Origin of the sequence: Microcella humidisoli (genome assembly GCF_024362325.1) — a bacterium.
Lineage (GTDB): Bacteria > Actinomycetota > Actinomycetes > Actinomycetales > Microbacteriaceae > Microcella > Microcella humidisoli.
Genome location: NZ_CP101497.1, coordinates 2,008,697 through 2,025,911, shown reverse-complemented (window position 1 = coordinate 2,025,911; position 17,215 = coordinate 2,008,697). Strand labels below are relative to the sequence as shown.

Annotated in this window: 16 protein-coding genes; 6 read left to right on the top strand and 10 right to left on the bottom strand. The window is 71.3% G+C overall.

The window, feature by feature from the left end; all coding sequences use genetic code 11:
• The first annotated feature begins 187 nt into the window (after nt 1–187).
• Together valS and NNL39_RS09820 are read left to right on the top strand one after the other, a co-directional pair.
• Nucleotides 188–2,776: a valine--tRNA ligase gene (gene valS / locus NNL39_RS09825; RefSeq protein WP_255159106.1), complete on the top strand. Its 2,589-nt coding sequence runs from the start codon at nt 188–190 to the stop codon at nt 2,774–2,776.
• Between the two features lie 2 nt (nt 2,777–2,778).
• On the top strand, nt 2,779–3,240 hold the full coding sequence (locus NNL39_RS09820) for a GNAT family N-acetyltransferase (protein ID WP_255159105.1): 462 nt from the start codon (nt 2,779–2,781) through the stop codon (nt 3,238–3,240).
• Here the strand turns inward: NNL39_RS09820 and NNL39_RS09815 are convergent.
• Nucleotides 3,207–3,863 carry an NAD(P)H-dependent oxidoreductase gene (locus NNL39_RS09815; protein WP_255159104.1) on the bottom strand — a complete coding sequence of 219 codons (657 nt, stop codon included), beginning with the start codon at nt 3,861–3,863 and terminating at the stop codon, nt 3,207–3,209. The genes NNL39_RS09820 and NNL39_RS09815 overlap by 34 nt on opposite strands.
• A gap of 105 nt (nt 3,864–3,968) precedes the next feature.
• Here NNL39_RS09815 and NNL39_RS09810 point away from each other — a divergent pair, with 105 nt between their 5' ends.
• Nucleotides 3,969–4,400 (top strand): MarR family winged helix-turn-helix transcriptional regulator, encoded by a 432-nt coding sequence (locus NNL39_RS09810; RefSeq protein WP_255159103.1) that lies wholly within the window; start codon nt 3,969–3,971, stop codon nt 4,398–4,400.
• 59 nt (nt 4,401–4,459) lie between these two features.
• The gene (locus NNL39_RS09805) at nt 4,460–4,696 is read left to right on the top strand and encodes a hypothetical protein (RefSeq protein ID WP_255159102.1); all 237 of its coding nucleotides are present in this window, start codon (nt 4,460–4,462) and stop codon (nt 4,694–4,696) included.
• 112 nt (nt 4,697–4,808) lie between these two features.
• Here NNL39_RS09805 and NNL39_RS09800 read toward each other — a convergent pair whose 3' ends face one another.
• Together NNL39_RS09800 and NNL39_RS09795 are read right to left on the bottom strand one after the other, a co-directional pair.
• Entirely contained in the window at nt 4,809–5,018 is a 210-nt protein-coding gene (locus tag NNL39_RS09800; RefSeq protein ID WP_255159101.1) for a hypothetical protein, read from the bottom strand.
• The gene (locus NNL39_RS09795) at nt 5,015–5,662 is read right to left on the bottom strand and encodes a winged helix-turn-helix domain-containing protein (RefSeq protein ID WP_255159100.1); all 648 of its coding nucleotides are present in this window, start codon (nt 5,660–5,662) and stop codon (nt 5,015–5,017) included. Before NNL39_RS09795 ends, NNL39_RS09800 begins: the two co-directional genes overlap by 4 nt.
• 98 nt (nt 5,663–5,760) lie before the next feature.
• Here NNL39_RS09795 and NNL39_RS09790 point away from each other — a divergent pair, with 98 nt between their 5' ends.
• Nucleotides 5,761–7,791, top strand: a complete 2,031-nt coding sequence (locus NNL39_RS09790) for a M3 family metallopeptidase (RefSeq protein ID WP_255159099.1) — start codon at nt 5,761–5,763, stop codon at nt 7,789–7,791.
• Between the two features lie 37 nt (nt 7,792–7,828).
• On the opposite strand, the gene NNL39_RS09785 is transcribed toward NNL39_RS09790, so the two are convergent.
• Complete coding sequence (locus tag NNL39_RS09785; RefSeq protein WP_255159098.1) at nt 7,829–8,410, bottom strand: dihydrofolate reductase family protein; 582 nt, start codon at nt 8,408–8,410, stop codon at nt 7,829–7,831.
• A 70-nt stretch (nt 8,411–8,480) separates the two neighbouring features.
• Here NNL39_RS09785 and NNL39_RS09780 point away from each other — a divergent pair, with 70 nt between their 5' ends.
• The gene (locus NNL39_RS09780; protein ID WP_255159097.1) at nt 8,481–9,059 is read left to right on the top strand and encodes a TetR/AcrR family transcriptional regulator; all 579 of its coding nucleotides are present in this window, start codon (nt 8,481–8,483) and stop codon (nt 9,057–9,059) included.
• Here NNL39_RS09780 and NNL39_RS09775 read toward each other — a convergent pair.
• The 6 genes from NNL39_RS09775 to NNL39_RS09750 all read right to left on the bottom strand — a co-directional run bounded on the left by NNL39_RS09775 (nt 9,056) and on the right by NNL39_RS09750 (nt 17,171).
• Nucleotides 9,056–10,393 carry a GNAT family N-acetyltransferase gene (locus NNL39_RS09775; protein ID WP_255159096.1) on the bottom strand — a complete coding sequence of 446 codons (1,338 nt, stop codon included), beginning with the start codon at nt 10,391–10,393 and terminating at the stop codon, nt 9,056–9,058. The genes NNL39_RS09780 and NNL39_RS09775 overlap by 4 nt on opposite strands.
• Nucleotides 10,394–10,415: 22 nt before the next feature.
• The gene (locus NNL39_RS09770; protein ID WP_255159095.1) at nt 10,416–11,240 is read right to left on the bottom strand and encodes a hypothetical protein; all 825 of its coding nucleotides are present in this window, start codon (nt 11,238–11,240) and stop codon (nt 10,416–10,418) included.
• Nucleotides 11,241–11,271: 31 nt separating this feature from the next.
• The gene (locus NNL39_RS09765) at nt 11,272–12,459 is read right to left on the bottom strand and encodes a benzoate/H(+) symporter BenE family transporter (RefSeq protein WP_255159094.1); all 1,188 of its coding nucleotides are present in this window, start codon (nt 12,457–12,459) and stop codon (nt 11,272–11,274) included.
• Nucleotides 12,460–12,468: 9 nt separating this feature from the next.
• Nucleotides 12,469–14,715, bottom strand: a complete 2,247-nt coding sequence (locus NNL39_RS09760; protein ID WP_255159093.1) for a glycoside hydrolase family 31 protein — start codon at nt 14,713–14,715, stop codon at nt 12,469–12,471.
• Complete coding sequence (locus NNL39_RS09755) at nt 14,712–15,842, bottom strand: glycoside hydrolase family 15 protein (RefSeq protein WP_255159092.1); 1,131 nt, start codon at nt 15,840–15,842, stop codon at nt 14,712–14,714. Before NNL39_RS09755 ends, NNL39_RS09760 begins: the two co-directional genes overlap by 4 nt.
• Nucleotides 15,843–15,926: 84 nt before the next feature.
• The gene (locus NNL39_RS09750) at nt 15,927–17,171 is read right to left on the bottom strand and encodes an ABC transporter substrate-binding protein (protein WP_255159091.1); all 1,245 of its coding nucleotides are present in this window, start codon (nt 17,169–17,171) and stop codon (nt 15,927–15,929) included.
• Nucleotides 17,172–17,215: the final 44 nt, after the last annotated feature.

The following is a 17,215-nucleotide window of genomic DNA, read 5'->3' as shown; positions in this document are numbered from 1 at the left end:
GGGTGAAAGAGGCGAGATATGGTCACGCTACGGTATCGAGGGCAATTCGCAAACAGATTTCGCCCCCGCGAACGGGGGGTGACGAAACCGGGCAGGTTCTGCAGGGCCGGTACGATGGCAGCACCTCCCACACTCAGGCACCTCACCCTTCTGACACGGTGCCGCACATAGCGAAGCGAGACCTGCGATGAGCAACGCCAGCCTGCCCGAGAAGCCCGCCCTCGAAGGTCTAGAGAGCAAGTGGGCTCCGGCCTGGGAAGAGCAGGGCACGTACGCCTTCGACCGTCAGGCGGCCGTGGATGCGGGGCCCGACTCGGTCTACGCGATCGACACTCCCCCGCCGACCGCCTCGGGCTCGCTGCACATCGGCCACGTCTTCAGCTACACACACATGGACCTCGCCGCGCGGTTCCAGCGTATGCGGGGCAAGAACCTCTTCTACCCGATGGGCTGGGACGACAACGGACTGCCCACCGAGCGCCGGGTGCAGAATTACTTCGGCGTGCGCTGCGACCCGACGCTGCCCTACGACCCCGACTTCACTCCGCCGCTCGAGGGCGGCGACAACGCCAGTTCGAAGTCGGCCGACCAGGTGCCCGTCAGCCGCCGCAACTTCATCGAGCTGTGCGAGCGCCTGACCGTCGAAGACGAGAAGCAGTTCGAAGACCTGTGGCGCACGCTCGGCCTCAGCGTCGACTGGAGCCAGACCTACCGCACCATCGGCGACGAGGCGCAGCGCGTGGCCCAGCGGGCCTTCCTGCGCAACCTCGCGCGCGGCGAGGCGTACCGGGCGGATGCTCCCACGCTGTGGGATGTCACCTTCCGCACCGCCGTCGCGCAGGCCGAGCTGGAAGACAAGGAGATGCCCGGCGCGTTCCACCGGGTGTCGTTCCACGCTCCCGACGGCTCGACCGTCGACATCGAGACGACCCGCCCCGAACTGATCCCCGCCTGCGTGGCGCTCGTCGCGCATCCCGATGACCCCCGGTACCAGGCGCTCTTCGGCACCACGGTGCGCACGCCGCTGTTCGGCGTCGAGGTGCCCGTCGTGGCGCACCACCTGGCGCAGCAAGACAAGGGCTCGGGCATCGCCATGGTCTGCACCTTCGGTGATGTGACCGACGTCGTGTGGTGGCGCGAGCTCGACCTGCCGTTGCGGCCCATGCTCGGCAAAGACGGGCGCGTGCTCGCCGAGGCGCCCTCGGGCATCGAGGGCGCGGGCGCCGAGGTGTACGCCGAGCTCGCCGGCAAGACCGTGTTCAGCGCCAAGGCGCGCATCGTCGAACTGCTGCGTGAATCGGGCGACCTCATCGGCGAACCACGGCCCATCACGCACCCCGTGAAGTTCTTCGAGAAGGGCGACAAGCCGCTCGAGATCGTCACGACGCGCCAGTGGTACATCGCCAACGGCGCGCGCGACGAGGCACTCAACGCGCGCCTGCTCGAGCGCGGGCGCGAGATCGCCTTCCACCCCGACTTCATGCGCGTGCGCTACGAGAACTGGGTCGGCGGCCTCTCGGGCGACTGGCTCATCTCGCGCCAGCGCTTCTTCGGCGTGCCGATTCCCGTCTGGTACCGCCTCGACGAGCACGGCGAGCAGACCGGCGAGCCCATCGTGCCGTCGGAGGACCAGCTGCCCGTCGACCCCGCCTCGATGCCCGCCCCCGGGTTCAACGAGGCGCAGCGCGGCCAGCCGAACGGCTTCATCGGCGAGGTCGACATCATGGACACCTGGGCGACCTCGTCGCTCACCCCGCAGATCGCGGCGAAGTGGGAGGACGACCCCGAGCTCTTCGGGCTCGTGTTCCCCTACGACCTGCGCAGCCAGGGGCAGGACATCATTCGCACCTGGCTGTTCTCGACCGTGCTGCGCGCCGAGCTCGAGCACGGCACCCTGCCGTGGAAGCACGCGGGCATCTCGGGATTCATCGTCGACCCCGACCGCAAGAAGATGTCGAAGTCGAAAGGCAATGTCGTGACCCCGGCGGCGATGCTCGACGAGCACGGCAGCGACGCGGTGCGCTACTGGGCGGCCTCGTCGCGCCTCGGCACCGACGCGGCCTTCGACCCGCAGAACCCGAAGCAGATGAAGATCGGGCGCCGCCTCGCCATCAAGGTGCTGAACGCGGCCAAGTTCGTCTACTCGTTCGAGGCCCCCGCGGGTGCTGTGACGGGCCCGGATGCGGTGACCGAGCCCCTCGACATCGACATGCTCGCGACCCTCGGCGAGGTGGTCTCCACCGCGACCCGCGCCTATGAGGAGTACGACCACGCGCGCGCGCTCGAAGTGGCGGAGCAGTTCTTCTGGACCTTCACCGACGACTACCTCGAGCTCGTGAAAGAGCGCGCCTACGGCTCGCAGGGCGAGGCCGGCCAGGCGAGCGCCGTCACGGCCCTGCAGCTCGCGATCGACGTCTTCCTGCGCCTGTTCGCCCCGGTCATCCCGTTCGCGACCGAGGAGGTCTGGAGCTGGACGCACGAGGGATCCGTGCACCGCGCGCCCTGGCCGACCGTCGACGAACTGGGCGTGGATGCCCAGCACGGCGGCCTGCTGCCCCTCGTGTCGGAGGCGCTCATCGGCATCCGCCGCGCGAAGACCGACGCGAAGGCCTCGCAGAAGACGCCCGTCTCGAGCGCGGTCATCGCCGGCCCGTCGCTGCTCGAACTCGCGGCCGCCGACCTCGCCGCCGTCGGGCGCATCGCGTCGCTGACCTTCGAGCCCGCCGACGAGGTCTCGGTCGTGTCGATCGAGCTGGCCGAGCTGCCGGAGGCCTGAGCATGGGCGACGTGACGGTGCGGCGCCTCGAGGCGCGCGACGCTGAGCGCTGGCGCGAGCTGTTCACGGCCTACGGCGTCTTCTACGAGACCGACTTCGACGACGCCGTGCTCGACGGCGTGTGGGCGTGGCTCATGGATGCGGAGCACCCGCTGTTCTGCCTCGTCGCCGAGCACGCCGGCCGGGTCGTGGGCTTCGCGCACGTGCGCGAGCAGCCCGACACCTTCACGGCCGGCCCCGGATGGTTCCTCGACGACCTGTACACCGAGCCCGAGGTGCGCGGCTCGGGCGCCGGCACGGCGCTGCTCGCGGCCATCGAGCAGCACGCCCGCGCGCACGGCGGTGGCACGATCCGCTGGATCACCGCGGCCGACAACGAGCGCGCACAGCGCGTCTACGATCGCGTCGCGACCCGCGCGACCTGGGTCACCTACGAGCTCGAGACGACCGCCGACGCCGACTGACGGGTGAGGGGCCGCAGGGCCGCGAACCGCCGTCGCACCCGCTCGAGGGCGCGCTGCCGCGACGCCGCGCCGCGCTGCGCGGAGCGGTCGATCGCGATCCAGCGCACGCGGGGGATGCCGATGAGGCGGAACGTGCCGCGGTCGAGAATGCGCCGGGCCGGGGCGCCGAACCAGGCCGTGTAGAGCCACGACGGCGTCGTCATCGCCACGAGCGCGGTGACGCCCTGCAAGCGGTGCAGGCGGCGGTGCAGCCGCCCGCCCGGCACGGGCTCGTCGAACGCGAACCCGGGCGTGAGCACGCGGTCGAGGAAGCCTTTCGTGCGGGCCGGCATCGACATCCACCACACCGGGAACGCGAGCACGAGGTGGTCGGCGCCCGCGAGCCGCTGCTGCAGCGCCGCGACGTCGGCCCGGGGCTCGGTCTGCCGGCGCCACGCGACGAGGTCGTCGTCGGTCATGGCGGGGTCGAGGTCGGCGAGGTCGATCGTCTCGTGCGTGTGCCCGGCGCGCTCGAGCCCGTCGCGCGCGGCGTCGAGCATGGCCACCACGAGGCTGCGGCGGTGCGGCACGTCGCCACCTGCACCGACGCCGTAGGGATGGTCGAGAACGAGAAGCACGTGCATGAGGCTCCGAAGGGGTCGAGGGATGCGAACCGCACTATCGTTGCATGAGCAACTGTTTCTTGTCCAACTGTTGTCTGTCCAACTGATGACTGCCACGATGGAGTCGTGCCCCCCGAAGACGACCACGGCGTCGAGGCGCTCGAGCTGTGGCTCGCGGCGCGGGCCCTCAGCTCGCGCCTCGAGAGTCGACTCGACGCCCAGCTGCGCGCCCACTCGGGCTTCTCGGCCGCTACCTACGCCGTGCTCTGCGCACTGCGTCGCCCCGACGACGCCATCAGCCAGCAAGCCGTCGCCGACGGTCTGGGGCTCGACAAGAGCAGCGTCAGCCGCCGCATCAAGGAAGCCGCCGCGCTCGGACTCGTGACCGTCGAGCCGTCGACGAGCTCGCGTCGCGAGAACGCCGTGTCGATCACCGCGGCCGGCATCGCCGCCATCGACCTCGGCGATCGACTGCTGGCCGAACTCGCCCGCGGCATCGACGCCGCCGAGGCGCGCGGGCTCGCCGCGGCCCTGCACCGCCAATTCGTCGACCCCTGACCCTCGGCCGCCGCGCGCGGCCGCCCTCTCCCCCACCCCCCTCGATCGAAGGAGCACGCATGCAACTCGGAACCCGCTGGACCGTGGGCGGCGAACCGCCCGCCCGCCTGAGCCCCGAGGTGCGCGCGGCGGTCCGCGCCGTCGAGGGCGAGCTGCTGGGACGCGACACGACGCTGTGGCGCTGGACGCTCACGTGGCTCGAGAACCGCCCGGTCGTCGAGCTCGACGATGGCACGGTCATCCGCGTCGCGCACGATGGCACGGTCGTGACGGAAGACGGCGACACCCCGCGCTGAGCGACGGGAGGTGCGGGGCGTATCTCCCGCCCGATGCGGATGCTCGGATCATCCGGAGGTGCATCGGTGCTGCGCGTCGCTGAACGCGGGGTGTCAGTTCGGGGGCGCGGGACTACCGCACGAAGCCGTAGCGCGCGGCGCCATCGCGCTGCTGCGCGACGGCCTGCTGGGCGGCGAGGCGCAGGGCCCGCTGCTCGTGCGTGGGCGGCAGCGGGCGGCGGTGCGCCCAGCGCACGAGCGCGACGCCCGCACTGAGGGCAATCCGGCGCAGCGTCGACTCGCGGGGAGTCGCGTCGCACACGGTGAGCGAGATCGTGGTCATGATCGGCTCTCTTTCTGAAGAGTGGTGGCGGGGGTGGATGCGTCGGCAGGGATCTCGACGCCGTCGAGAACCGGGAAGGCGTAGTACTGCAGGTGCACCGGCCGTGAGCCGGGGGTGCGCTGGCCGCGGTGATCGCGAGCGAAGTCGACGATGAGGTCGACGATTCGATGGTTCAGCTCATCGAGCTGCTCGGCGGTGACATGCACGCTCGCGGACTGAAGGGCCAGCGCTTCTCGCCACGCGGGGCTGAGCACCTCGTGCCCGCGCTCGATGACGTCGCGCAGGCCCGCCTCGCGGTGGTGCAGCCACTCGCGCATGATCACGCGCGACGCCGCGCGGCCCGCCTCGGTCTCGTCGAGCTCGGCGCTGCCGAGGTGGATGGGGCCGGGAACCCGCTCCCACCACCGCTCGCGACCGGTGCCGCGCCCTTCGACCTCGCGCACATAGCCGTGCTTCTCGAGCTGGCGCAGGTGGTAACTGGTGGCACCGCTCGACTCGCCGAGCCGGTCGGCGAGGCCGCTCGCCGTGTCTTCGCCGTAGGTCGACAGCGCTTCGATCAACTGCACCCGCAGCGGATGCGCGAGCGCCTTGAGGCCGTCGAGGTCGGCCGTGCGCCCTTCGGTGTCGCTGCTGTCGTGTCCCATGATCACGACGATAGCAATGCAAAGACTTCTTTGCAAGAGTTTCTTTGCAAGCATCTATTTGCAGAGAGATCTTTGCACCGCGGGCCTAGGGTGGAGGCATGTCGAACCCGTTCCTCGCCCCGAGCACCCTGCCCTACCAGCTGCCGCCCTTCGCCGAGATCAGCGATGAGCACTACGCCCCCGCGATCGAGCAGGGCATGACCGAGCAGCTCGCCGAGATTCAGAACATCACCCGGCGTCGCGACATGCCGACCTTCGAGAACACGATGGTGCCGCTCGAGTCGAGCGGGCAGCTGCTGACGCGCGTGCTGCGCGTGTTCTACAACAAGGCCTCGGCCGACTCGAACGATGTCACGAACGCGCTCGAAGAAGAGCTCGCACCGAAGCTCGCCGCGCACGAAGACGCCATCAAGCTCGATTCGGCGCTCTACTGGCGCATCGCGCAGCTGCACGAGCAGCTCGACGCGCTCGGGCTCACCGATGAGCAGCGCTACCTCGTCGAGCGGCACTACACCGAGATGACCCTCGCGGGCGCGGGCCTCGACGACGGGCAAAAAGCGCGCCTGAGCGAGCTCAACGCGCGCATCTCCACTCTCGAAACCCGGTTCGAGAAGAACCTGCTCGCCGACACCAACGACCTCGCTCTCGTCATCGACGACCCCGCCGAGCTCGACGGTCTCACCCCCGGCGAGATCAGCGCCGCCGCGCAGGCCGCCGCCGACCGCGGCCTCGACGGCAAGTACCTCGTCACCCTCGTGCTGCCGACGGGCCACCCGTGGCTCGAGAGCCTGACGAACCGCGAGGTTCGGGAGCGCATCATGACCGCCTCGCGCGCCCGCGGGTCACGCGACAGCGAGCACGACAACCGCCCCGTGCTGCTCGAGATCGTGCGCCTGCGCGCCGAGCGCGCCGCCCTGCTCGGCTTCGACAGCCACGCCGCCTTCGTCACGGCCGACCAGACCGCGCAGACTCCCGACCGCGTCGCCGAGATGCTCGAGCGGCTCGCCCCCGCGGCCGCACGCAACGCCGCCGCCGAGCAGGCCAAGCTCGAGGCCCTCGCCGGCCACCCCATCGCGGCGCACGACTGGGCGCACTACAGCGAGAAGGTGCGCAAGGCCGAGTACGACATCGACCTCGGCGAACTGCGCCCCTACTTCGAGGCCGAGCGCGTGCTGCAGCAGGGCGTGTTCGCCGCCGCGACGAAGGTCTACGGCATCACCTTCACCGAGCGAAGCGACCTGCAGGGCTACCACCCGGAGGTGCGGGTGTTCGAGGTGCGCAACGAGGATGGATCCGACCTCGGGCTCTACCTGCTCGACCTCTACACCCGCGACAGCAAGCGCGGCGGAGCGTGGATGAACGAGCTCATCGGGCAGAACTCGCTGCTCGGGCATCCCACGATCGTCGTCAACAATCTCAACGTGCCCAAGCCCGCCGCGGGCGAGCCGACGCTGCTGACCTACGACGAGGTCAACACGTTCTTCCACGAGTTCGGGCACGCGCTGCACGGGCTCTTCGCGCACGTCACCTACCCGCGGTTCACCGGCACGAACGTGTACCGCGACTTCGTCGAGTTCCCCAGCCAGGTCAACGAGATGTGGATGCTCTGGCCCGAGATCGTCAACGACTACGCGGTGCACCACGTCACGGGCGAGCCGATTCCGGCCGACGTGCTCGACCGCGTGCGCGCCGCGCAGCTGTGGGGCGAGGGCTTCGCGACGAGCGAGTACCTCGCCGCAGCGCTGCTCGACCAGGCCTGGCACACGCTCAGCGCCGAGGAGGCCGCCGCCGTGACGGATGTCGCCGCCTTCGAAGCCGCCGCCCTCGCGCGCGTGGGCCTCGACAACTCCGCCGTGCCCACGCGCTACAGCTCGACGTACTTCGCCCACACGTTCTCGGGCGGCTACGACGCCGGCTACTACAGCTACATCTGGAGTGAGGTGCTCGACGCCGACACCGTGCAGTGGTTCGAGCAGAACGGCGGGCTCACGCGCGCCAACGGCGACCGGTTCCGGCAGTACGTGCTCGGCGTCGGCGGCACGCGCGACCCGCTCGCGGCGTACCGCGACTTCCGCGGGCGCGACGCCGTCATCGAGCCGCTGCTGCAGCGGCGCGGCCTCGCCGCGTAGCTCGACAGCACAGCGGCGCGGGCTCGCCTCCTGATCGTCAGGCGGCCTCGCGCTCGTACTCGAGCACCACGATTCCGGCGGGGAGCGCGTGCGTGCCCACGAGCGCCCACGCTGATCCGGTGATCGGTCCTGCGAACAGTGGCCGTCCGACACCGGCGACGAAAGGATTCACCTTCACGATCAGTCGGTCGATCTCGTCGCCCAGCACGTGCGCAAGGCGTCCGCCGCCGCACAGCCAAATGTCGCCAGGCGCGATCGCCTTGAGCTCACGCACGGCGGCGACCGGGTCCTCGTTGATGAGCGTGACCTCCGGCTCGATCTCCCGCCCCAATGTCGTCGAGACGACGTACTGATTGAGGTGGGCGTAGGGAGACCGCATGCCCGCTCGTCGTGCGGGCTCGAACGTCTCGCGGCCCATGATCACCGTGCTCCATGGCGACGATCGCGCGGCCTCGGTGATGCCGAGCTGCTCGTGGAACGCCGTCGGGAACGACTGCGGATACCGTTCGGCGAGCGCGGCCAGGGCGCTCGGGTCGCTGGTAAAGCGCTCGGTCGAACCATCGACCTCCGCGATCATGCCGTCGATGCTCGTGGCGATGTAGTAGATGAGCTGGCGCATGGCGCCTCCTTTCACGACATTTGTCGTGGTTAACGTACTACACGCGTTGTGGTAGTTCTAGACTGGAAGCATGGTCGCCAACCCGCTCCGCCGCGCGCAGCTCAGCGACGCCGCGCTGGCCGTGCTCGCGAGGTCGGGCCTGCGCGGCGTCACCCACCGTGCGGTCGATGCCGAGGCCGGGGTGCCCGCGGGAACCACGTCGAACTACTTCGCCGATCGGGCCCGGTTGCTCAGCGCGCTCACCGAGCGCGTCTACGAACGATTGCAGCCCGATGCCGCGGTGCTGCAGCGCCTCGAGTCGCAGCCGCGCACCCGCGAGACCTTCGCCGACTACATGCGCGACATCGTGCGGCGCGCCACGAACGAACCGACCCTGATCCTGGCGCTGTGGGAACTGCGCATCGAGTCGACTCGCAATCCCGACGTCGCTGAGCTCGTCGGGGCTACCGTGCGGCGCGCCTTCGACTTCGATGTGCAGTACCACCGGGCCTCCGGCCTGCCCGGGGACGAGGTCGAGGTGTCGCTGCTGCACTGGGCGATCGACGGACTGCTCATGGACACGCTCGGCCCCGCGATGGGGTCATCGCTCGACACCGACGCGGCGGTCGACCTGCTCGTGGAGCGGCTCGTGCCGACTGCTCGCGCCTAGAACCAGGTGCTGAGGTGCGGCGCGCGCGTCGGCCGCAGCACCGCCGCGAGGCGCTCGGCCGAGCCCGGCGCGCCCTCGACGAGCCGCCCGGCGACGCGCAACGCCTCGACGGGAGTGCCGCCGAGCAGCAGCGCGCCGAGCGCCTCGACGCCGAGGTCGATGATCGCCACGGCACGGTCGACGGCGCCGTGCGGCTCGCCCGCGTGCGCCGTGACCGTGGCGGTGCCGTTGGTGCTCGTCGTGAGCATCCACTCGCCCTCGGCGAAGCCCAGCGAGTCGGTAACCCGCAGCAGTACTGAATCGGCGGCGGCGTAGCGGCGCGCGCTCAGGGCGACGGGCACGTCGAGCACGCGCAACCACAGGTGCTCGCGGCGCGCGACCGTCTGCACCGCGCGCGGGTTCGACACCAGCCACGGCAGCGGCTCGTCGACCGGGCGCAGGGCGGCCTGCACGGTACCGACCAGGTCCTGGTCGAGCACGTAGCGCCAGAGGGCGACGAGCGCATCGTCGGTGGCGGCGCACAGGTGCTCGACCGTCAGGGTGTGGGCGCTGAAGTCGTCCGGGTGCTCGGCGACCGAGTAGAGCACGAAGCCCTGCGGCTCGCCGCTCGCGTCGTCGAAGCGTGCGGCGCGCAGCTGCGGGGCGCGGGATGCCGTGCGGGCGGCGAGGGCGAAGGCGCGGTCCCAGTGCAGCGCGTCGCTCGGCACCTCTCCCCCGACGCGCTCGTGCGCGCGGGCCGCGATCACGGGGGCCAGAGGGCGCAGGGATGCGGCGTCGACACGGTGGACGCGCCCGCCGACCGCCGCGGCGGTGACCCGCAACCCCGCCGTAGCGATGCGGTAGTCGGCGCAGTACGCGGCAGGGCCGAAGCCCCAGCGCCCGTAGATGGTCGCCTCCGAGACGGTGAGCATCGCGATCGGGATGCCCGCCGCATGCGCCGCGCGCAGCTCGCCCTCGAGCAGCGCCCGCGCGATACCGCGGCGGCGGTGGGTCGCGGCGACGTGCACGAGGCTGATCGCCCAGGCCTCGACGCTGCGCGCATCACCGAGGCTCAGGGGCGAGCGCCACGAGGCGACCGTCGCCACCGGCGTCGACGCATCGGCACCGGTCTCATCCCAGACCCCGATCGACCGGGCGTAGCCGAAGCCCGTGCGGTAGTCCGCGAGCTCGTCGGGCGTGAACGCCGCGAAGTGCAGGCCTCGGTAGGCCGCCTGCAGCCAGCGGTCGTGCGCAGCCGTGTCGGCGGTGTCGAGCTGCGCGTAGCGCAATCCCTCAGCGGCGAGCGCCGCGCGCGAAGTCTCATCGAGCGGCAGGGCGTTGACGGCGTCGGTCATGCGCCCAGGCTATCGAGCCGGGCTACTGCAGGCCGCGGCGCAGGGCATCGAGCGCGGCGGTGGTGGCATCCACCCCATCGGCTGCGGCGCGCTGCTCGACGGCACGCGCGAGGTCGGCCGGCAGCGTGAGCGCGAGGTGGTCGGCCGTGACGGGGGCGACGGCATGGGCATCCGCCCCCATCGCATCGGCGACAGCCACCGCCGGCGCGTCTTTCACGAAGATCGCGAGCACGGGCACGACGACCGTGCCGAGCACATCGAGAATGCCGACGACGCCGAAGAGCCGGGTGTACCACTCCTCGTTGCCGGGGCCCGGGATATCGCCGTTGCTGAGGATCGGCAGGATGAACATGATCGCGACGGCCGCGATCATCACGAGCGTGAGCATGAGGCCGTAGCGGATGACCGCACGCCGTCGCCCGGCGAGCAGCAGCAGCAGGTTCGCATGCGCGAAGCTCACCGCCAGGATGCCCGCGGTCGCGAAGGCCTTGAACCACTCGTCGAATCCGGGCGAATTCCAGTCGCGCCAGATGAGCACGAGACCCGTGATGAGCGTGATCGCGCTCGCCGCGAGCCCCACGAAACCGACGATGCGCATCGCGCGGTCGGCGATCGCCAGGTGGCAGAGCGCCGTGATGCTCGTCGCGCCCAGCAGCAGCGTCATGAGGATGATGCGACCCTGCGTCTCGCCGAAGTCGCCGCTGAGCAGGGCGATGATGCCGACAATCGCGGCGAGCGAGAACGACACGATGATGCCGTAGATGGCGCCCTTGCGGGCGGCGCCGATGGCCGAATCGCGGCGGTGCTCGGCCGCGGCATTGCGCGTCGGAGTGGGGGTGGTCGTCATCGCGGGCTCCTTTGCTCGGGCGCCCCCGACCCTACTCCTCGACGGGTGACGCCGGGGCAGGGCTCGCGGTGGCCGGGCGCGGCCGAGTGACGAGCATCACGAGCGCCCCGACGAGCAGCCCCCAGAACGCGCTGCCGATGCCGAAGACGACGACCCCCGAGGCGACGACGATAAGGGTCACGGCCGCCGTCAGCCGGGTCTCGGGCGCCTCGAACGCGCTCACGAGCCCCGTCGCGAAGGCGCTCAACAGCGCGAGCCCCGCCACGGCGATGATCAGGATGGGCGGAGCCGCGGCCACGAGAGCTGTCGCGACCCCGGCGCCCAGACCGAGCAGCACGTAGGTGACGCCGCCCGCGACCGGCGCGACCCAGCGACGAGCGGGATCGGGGTGCGAGTCGGGGCCGGCCATGAGCGCGGCCGTGATGGCCGCGAGGTTGAGCGCGTAGCCGCCGAACGGCGCCGTGAGGGCCGTCGCCGCGCCGCTCGCCGCGAGCATCGTGCGCGCCGGCACCTCGCGGTAGCCGAGCGTGCTGAGCACGGCGAATCCCGGCACGTTCTGGCCCGCCATCGTGACGATGTAGAGCGGCAGCCCGAGCGACACGATGACGAGCGGGTCGAGGGCCGGCATTGTGAGGGTCAGCGCGGGCGCGAGGCTCGCGCCGGTCATCCAGTCGTCGCCCGCGCTCACGACCACGCCGATGATGGCGACGAGCATCGCAGCCGGCACTGCCCACCGCGGCAGCCAGCGCACGAGCAGCAGCCACACGACGATGACGGGCGCCGCGAGCAGCGGCTGCTCGATGACGGCCGTGACGGGCGCGATGCAGATGGGGAAGAGGATGCCGGCGAGCATCGCGCCCGCGAGCGGCATCGGGATGCGCGTCATCGTGCGGCCCAGCCACGGCCACAGCCCGCTCACGAGAATGAGCAGCCCGCACACGATGAACGCGCCGATCGCCGCACCGTACGAGCCCGTCGTGCCCTCGGCCGCGACGAGCAGCGCGGCACCCGGTGTCGACCACGCGAAGCTCAGCGGCAGGCGGAACCGCCACGACAGCAGCCCCGCGAGCAGCGCCTGGCCGATGCACAGGGCCAGCAGACCGCTCGCCGCCTCGGCCGGACTCGCCCCCACCGCGAGCAGGCCCGCGATGACGAGGGCGAACGAACTCGCGAAGCCCGTGAGGGCGCCGATGACCCCGGCGATGATCGGCTGCAGCACCCTGCCAGCCTAGGGCTGGAACACCTCCCGCAGCGCGGGCCAGTCGGCCGCGCGCACGTAGACCGGCGCCTCGTCCCACGGCACCTCGGTCGTGTGCGTGCCGCCGCCCGCGACCTGCTCGCCGCTGAACGCGTGCACCCACTCCCCCGCGGGCAGCGTCGCGGTGTGCGACGTCGCCCCCTCGGTCGTGACCGGTGAGATCAGGATGCTGCGGCCGAGCATCCACTGCAGCGGGTGGTTCCACAGCCGCTCGTCGTCGGGCCAGTTGAAGAACAGGGGTCGCATGAGCGAGGTGCCCTGCTCGATGGCCCATGCGCTCTCGGCCGACAGGTGCGGAACAAGGCGCTCGCGCAGCTGCACGAGGCGGCGCACGCCCGACAGGACGCGCGCGTCGCCCGTGCGCTCGGCGATGTTCCACGGTGTGCGGTCGCGACTCGGGGTGCGGTGGTGGTTGAACTCGGAGTGGTACTGCATGATCGGCACGAACGCCGCGGCCGCCATCGAGCGCAGGTAGAGCTCGGCCGTGGGGATCTCGCCGCTGAAGCCCGCGATGTCCCACCCCCAGTAGAAGATGCCGCTCGCGGTGGCGCTGAGGCCCGCGAAGAGCGACCAGCGGAACGCCTCCCACGTGGAGTTCTCATCGCCCGCCCAGAACGCGCCGTGCGCCTGCGAGCCCGTGAACCCCGCGCGCGAGAACGTGACGGGCGCCTTGCCGGCCCGCCGCAGCAGGTCGCCGTACGCCTTCGCGTACGCGACGGGGAACGTGTTGTTGCCCTCATCGCCGCGGCGCCCGTCGAGGTACTGCAGCTCGCGGCCCCAGGCGTGCTCTCCGCCGTCGGTCTTGAAACCGTCGATGCCGAGCTCGTCGACGAGGTAGCGGCGCTTCTCGGTCCACCACTGCGCCGCGCGCTCGTCGGTGAGGTCGGGCATGAGCCCGAGCGGGAACCACCAGCCGCGGTTGCGGTACGGCCGCAGCCGGCCGTCGGGGCCGGGCTCGCGGATGAGCACGCCCTCGCGGATCGCCGCGTCGGCGTCGAGCCGGGTCTGCCCGCGCGGGTGCGGGCGCAGCTTGATGAGCGGGATCTGCCACAGCAGCAGCGCGATGTCGCGCGCGTGCAGCTCGTCGACCATGCCCTTGGGGTCGGGCCAGGCGCCCTCGGCCGGGAACGTGAAGTCGGCGAGACGCATCGGCCCGCCGTCGGTGCGCGGGGTGTACTGCGCGTCGCGCCAGATGTGGAACGTGCTCTCGTCGCTCCACGCCTCGATCACGATGCTGCCGACCGGAATGCCGTGCTCGCGGTGGGCGTCGGCCTGCCGCATGACCTCGGCCTGCGTGTTCCACTCGTTGCCGCTCGCCCACAGCCGCAGCACCCAGTCGGGCAGCTGCTCGGGGCGCCCGACCTCGGCGAGGAAGGCGTCGAGCACCTCGTGCGGAGAACCCGTGTAGGCCGCCACCTCGACGACGCCGGATGCGTCGCTCGCGCTGTCGACCTCGGCCTCGATCACGAGGCGGTCGCGGGCGCTCTCGCCGATGTCGAACCACACACGGCGGCTCGTGCGCACGTGGAAGCCCCAGCCGCGGCCGCCCACGACATGCGCGAACGGCATCGGCAGGTAGGTCTTGCGCTCGGCGCCCTGCGACTTGTACTGCTCGAAGACCATCGAATCGAGGGATGCCCCGCGGTGGTCGAGCGCATCGAAGCGCTCGCCGAACCCCGCCACGTGCTCGCCCGGGGCGAGCGCCAGCGCGAACCGCACGCGGCGCACGCGCTCGCCGTCGTCGAGCACCTCGACGCTGCCGGGCAGGAGGCCCGCGCCGGAGCCGGCCGCGACCGCGTCGTCGGGCGCGGCGTGCCAGCCCGCGACGCGCACGGGGAACCAGCGCGTGCGCTGGCCGTTCGGCGCCGCGGCCGGGCCGCCGACGAAGCGGTAGCGGGCGGCGGAGCCGGCCGTGAGCCGTGGGTCGCCTGCCGGCAGCGTCACCGCGAAGCCGCGCGCGGCCCGCGCCAGCCGTGCCTGCGCGCTCGCCAGGTGGCCGCCGTCGACCGCCTGCCCGCGCGACCGGCGCTCGGTGCGATCGAGGGCCAGCTCGGTGATCGTCGCGCCGTCGTCCCACTGCAGGGTCACGGCATCCACCTCGGGCGTGACGCGCACGCCGAGGGTCAGCGGTTCGCCCGCGACCGGGTCGACCGGGCTGCGCTGCTCGGTGTCGACCGAGTAGGGGTGGCCCGAACCGAAGGGGCGGTGGCGGATCACGCGCGGGCTCCCGCCGGCTGCAGCACCTCGAGCTCGACCGCGAGGCGCACGAGCATGGCGTGGCTCCACAGCAGCGGGGTCGCGACGGGACCCCAGCGGTCGAGCCACTCCTGCCGTCGCTCGGGCGCGAGCAGATGGTCGTCGACCTGCTCGGGCAGCAGCCCCTCGCTCGTCACGGTGCCGGCGGCCCAGTGCAGGAGGCGCACGGCGCTCGCGCGGTCGCCCGACGCGTGGTGCGCGAGGCCGAGGAAGCACGTCAGCAGCGGCCACTGGCCTCCGCCGTAGAAGGTGTCGAGCAGGTAGCGGTGCACGCCGCCGTCGACGCTCAGCGTCGACTCGACGGCCGCGATCGTCGCGCGGCCGAGCGGGCTCGTCGCCTCGATCACCCCGAGCGGGGCGATCACCGCCGCGAGCGAGCCGTCGACCTCGGTCGAGCCGAGCCACTTCGCGAGGTGGCCGTCGTGCACCCCGCGCTCCGTGATGAGCGCGCGCGCCTCGAGAGCGGCGGCGCGCGCGGCGTCGGCGACAGCCGGCTCGAGCGCGTCGGCATCGGCGGCCGCTTCGAGCCCGGCGATGACGCAGCCCAGGGTCGACACGTGCACCTCGGTGCGGTGCTCCTCCCACCAGTCGTAGCAGGGGCGGCGCCACGTGGCGAGCAGGTAGTCGACGCTGAGGCGGATGCCCTGCTGCCAGCGCGCGATGCTCAACCCGTGCCGGCGCGCGTGCGTCACCGCTGCCCACACCCAGGTGCCGTAGCCGTCGGTCTGAAAATCCCACCAGTCGTCGGAGCCCTCGACTCCGTCGAGGGTGAAGCGGGTGGCGAGCATGGCGTCGTCGGGCAACGGAGTGCCGGCGGCCTCAGCGGCGACGATCTCGGCGATCTGCTCGCGGCGCTCGGCGAGCATCCGGTCGCACCAATCGAAGAAGCGCGATGCGCTGTCGACGGCGCTCGCCGCCGACATGCCGTCGGCGATGAAGGCTCCGTCGCGGAACCAGCTGTAGCCCTGGTAGGCCGAGAAGGTGGGGCTCGCGGGGTATGCCCCCGAGGAGTGCTGAAGGCTCTCGATGAGCGTGACGCTGCGGGCCGCGAGGGCCGCGACGGCGTCGAGGTCGGTGGTGGTGTTCATGCGGATGGCCCTCCGGGGCGTGCCGAGGGAGGGGGTTCCGGCGGCCATAGCGCGCCGGAACCCCGCTCCGGGTGAAGGGCTGGACTAGCCGCCGATGACGGCGTTGATGCGCTCTTCGGCGCTCGCCAGGGCGTCGGCGACCGACTTGCGGCCGGCCTGCGCCTCGATGAGCTCTTCATTCATGATGTCCTGCATCTCCTGCTGGCCCGTCGCCACGATCGGCTGGATCGCGATGCCGTCGAGCGAGTCGAAGACCGCCTGGCGGTTGGCCGGGTTGTCTTTCGTCAGGTAGACCGCGAGCTGCGATTCGTCGCTGATCGGCGGAAGCTCCCACCCCGACTCGAGACGCACGTCGACCATCGTCTGCGACGACGTCAGGAACTCGGCGAAGAGCGTGGCCGCCTCGACGTTCTCCGACGTGGCCGAGACCCCGACCGCGTTCGAGAAGACACCACTGGCCTGCTGCGTGTTGCCGGGCTCGACGGCGATGTCCCACGTGAACGGCACATCGGCGACGGCGCCGAACACCCAGATGCCGGTGTGCAGCATGCCGAGCTTGCCCTCGACGAACAGGTTGGTGTCGAAGTCGGGCGTGCCCTGACCCTGCTCGATCGTCGGCATGACCGTGCCGCTCTTGTTCACGAGCCACTCGGCCGCCTCGATGCCGCCCGGCGTGTTGAACGCCACCGCGGTGCGGTCGTCGTTGAGGAACGACTCGCCGTTCTGCGCGAGCACCTTGTAGTACTCGAAGAACGACACCGGCTGGTGGCTGCCCCAGATGCCGTCGCCGAGCGCGGTGATCGCCTCAGCGGCGGCCTGCTCGTCCTCCCACGTCCAGTCGGCGGTCGGGTACTCGAGACCGGCCTGGTCGAACAGGTCGGCGTTGTAGTAGAGCACCACGGCCGAGAACGAGCTCGGCAGGCCGTAGCTCACGCCGTCGCGCGAGTACGCGTCGACGAGCGACTCGCGGTAGGCCTCGGGGTTGGCGATCTCGAGCGGCGCGAGAGCGCCCGAGTCGGCGAGGGTCTGGAAGAACCCGAAGTCGGTGTCGACGACGTCGGCGATCGTGCCGGCCGCGAGGTCGGTCTGCAGCGCCGTGAAGTAGTCGCCGTAGGGCAGCGTCTCGACCTCGACCGTGATGTTCGGGTTCTCGGCTTCGAAGGCCTCGACGATGGCCGCGAGGTTCTCCTCGTTGCCTCCCGCCGAGATGAAGTTGCTGTAGGTGATGGTGACGGGGCCCTCGGGCTCGGCCGGCTGCGCGGCGCAACCGCCGAGCACCAGGGCCGAGGCGGCGGCGATGCCGGCCGCGGCGATGAGTGAACGCTTCATGTGAGTGCTATCTCCTTTGATATTCGGTACCGGTGGTGCGGATC

Excerpts from the sequence above, each read along its gene's own strand:
- NNL39_RS09770 (WP_255159095.1), bottom strand. The coding sequence starts at position 11,240 with ATGACGACCACCCCCACTCCGACGCGCAATGCCGCGGCCGAGCACCGC.
- valS (WP_255159106.1), top strand. The coding sequence starts at position 188 with ATGAGCAACGCCAGCCTGCCCGAGAAGCCCGCCCTCGAAGGTCTAGAG.
- NNL39_RS09790 (WP_255159099.1), top strand. The coding sequence starts at position 5,761 with ATGTCGAACCCGTTCCTCGCCCCGAGCACCCTGCCCTACCAGCTGCCG.
- NNL39_RS09800 (WP_255159101.1), bottom strand. The coding sequence starts at position 5,018 with ATGACCACGATCTCGCTCACCGTGTGCGACGCGACTCCCCGCGAGTCG.
- NNL39_RS09755 (WP_255159092.1), bottom strand. The coding sequence starts at position 15,842 with ATGAACACCACCACCGACCTCGACGCCGTCGCGGCCCTCGCGGCCCGC.
- NNL39_RS09775 (WP_255159096.1), bottom strand. The coding sequence starts at position 10,393 with ATGACCGACGCCGTCAACGCCCTGCCGCTCGATGAGACTTCGCGCGCG.
- NNL39_RS09750 (WP_255159091.1), bottom strand. The coding sequence starts at position 17,171 with ATGAAGCGTTCACTCATCGCCGCGGCCGGCATCGCCGCCGCCTCGGCC.
- NNL39_RS09795 (WP_255159100.1), bottom strand. The coding sequence starts at position 5,662 with ATGGGACACGACAGCAGCGACACCGAAGGGCGCACGGCCGACCTCGAC.
- NNL39_RS09805 (WP_255159102.1), top strand. The coding sequence starts at position 4,460 with ATGCAACTCGGAACCCGCTGGACCGTGGGCGGCGAACCGCCCGCCCGC.
- NNL39_RS09820 (WP_255159105.1), top strand. The coding sequence starts at position 2,779 with ATGGGCGACGTGACGGTGCGGCGCCTCGAGGCGCGCGACGCTGAGCGC.
- NNL39_RS09780 (WP_255159097.1), top strand. The coding sequence starts at position 8,481 with ATGGTCGCCAACCCGCTCCGCCGCGCGCAGCTCAGCGACGCCGCGCTG.
- NNL39_RS09815 (WP_255159104.1), bottom strand. The coding sequence starts at position 3,863 with ATGCACGTGCTTCTCGTTCTCGACCATCCCTACGGCGTCGGTGCAGGT.
- NNL39_RS09785 (WP_255159098.1), bottom strand. The coding sequence starts at position 8,410 with ATGCGCCAGCTCATCTACTACATCGCCACGAGCATCGACGGCATGATC.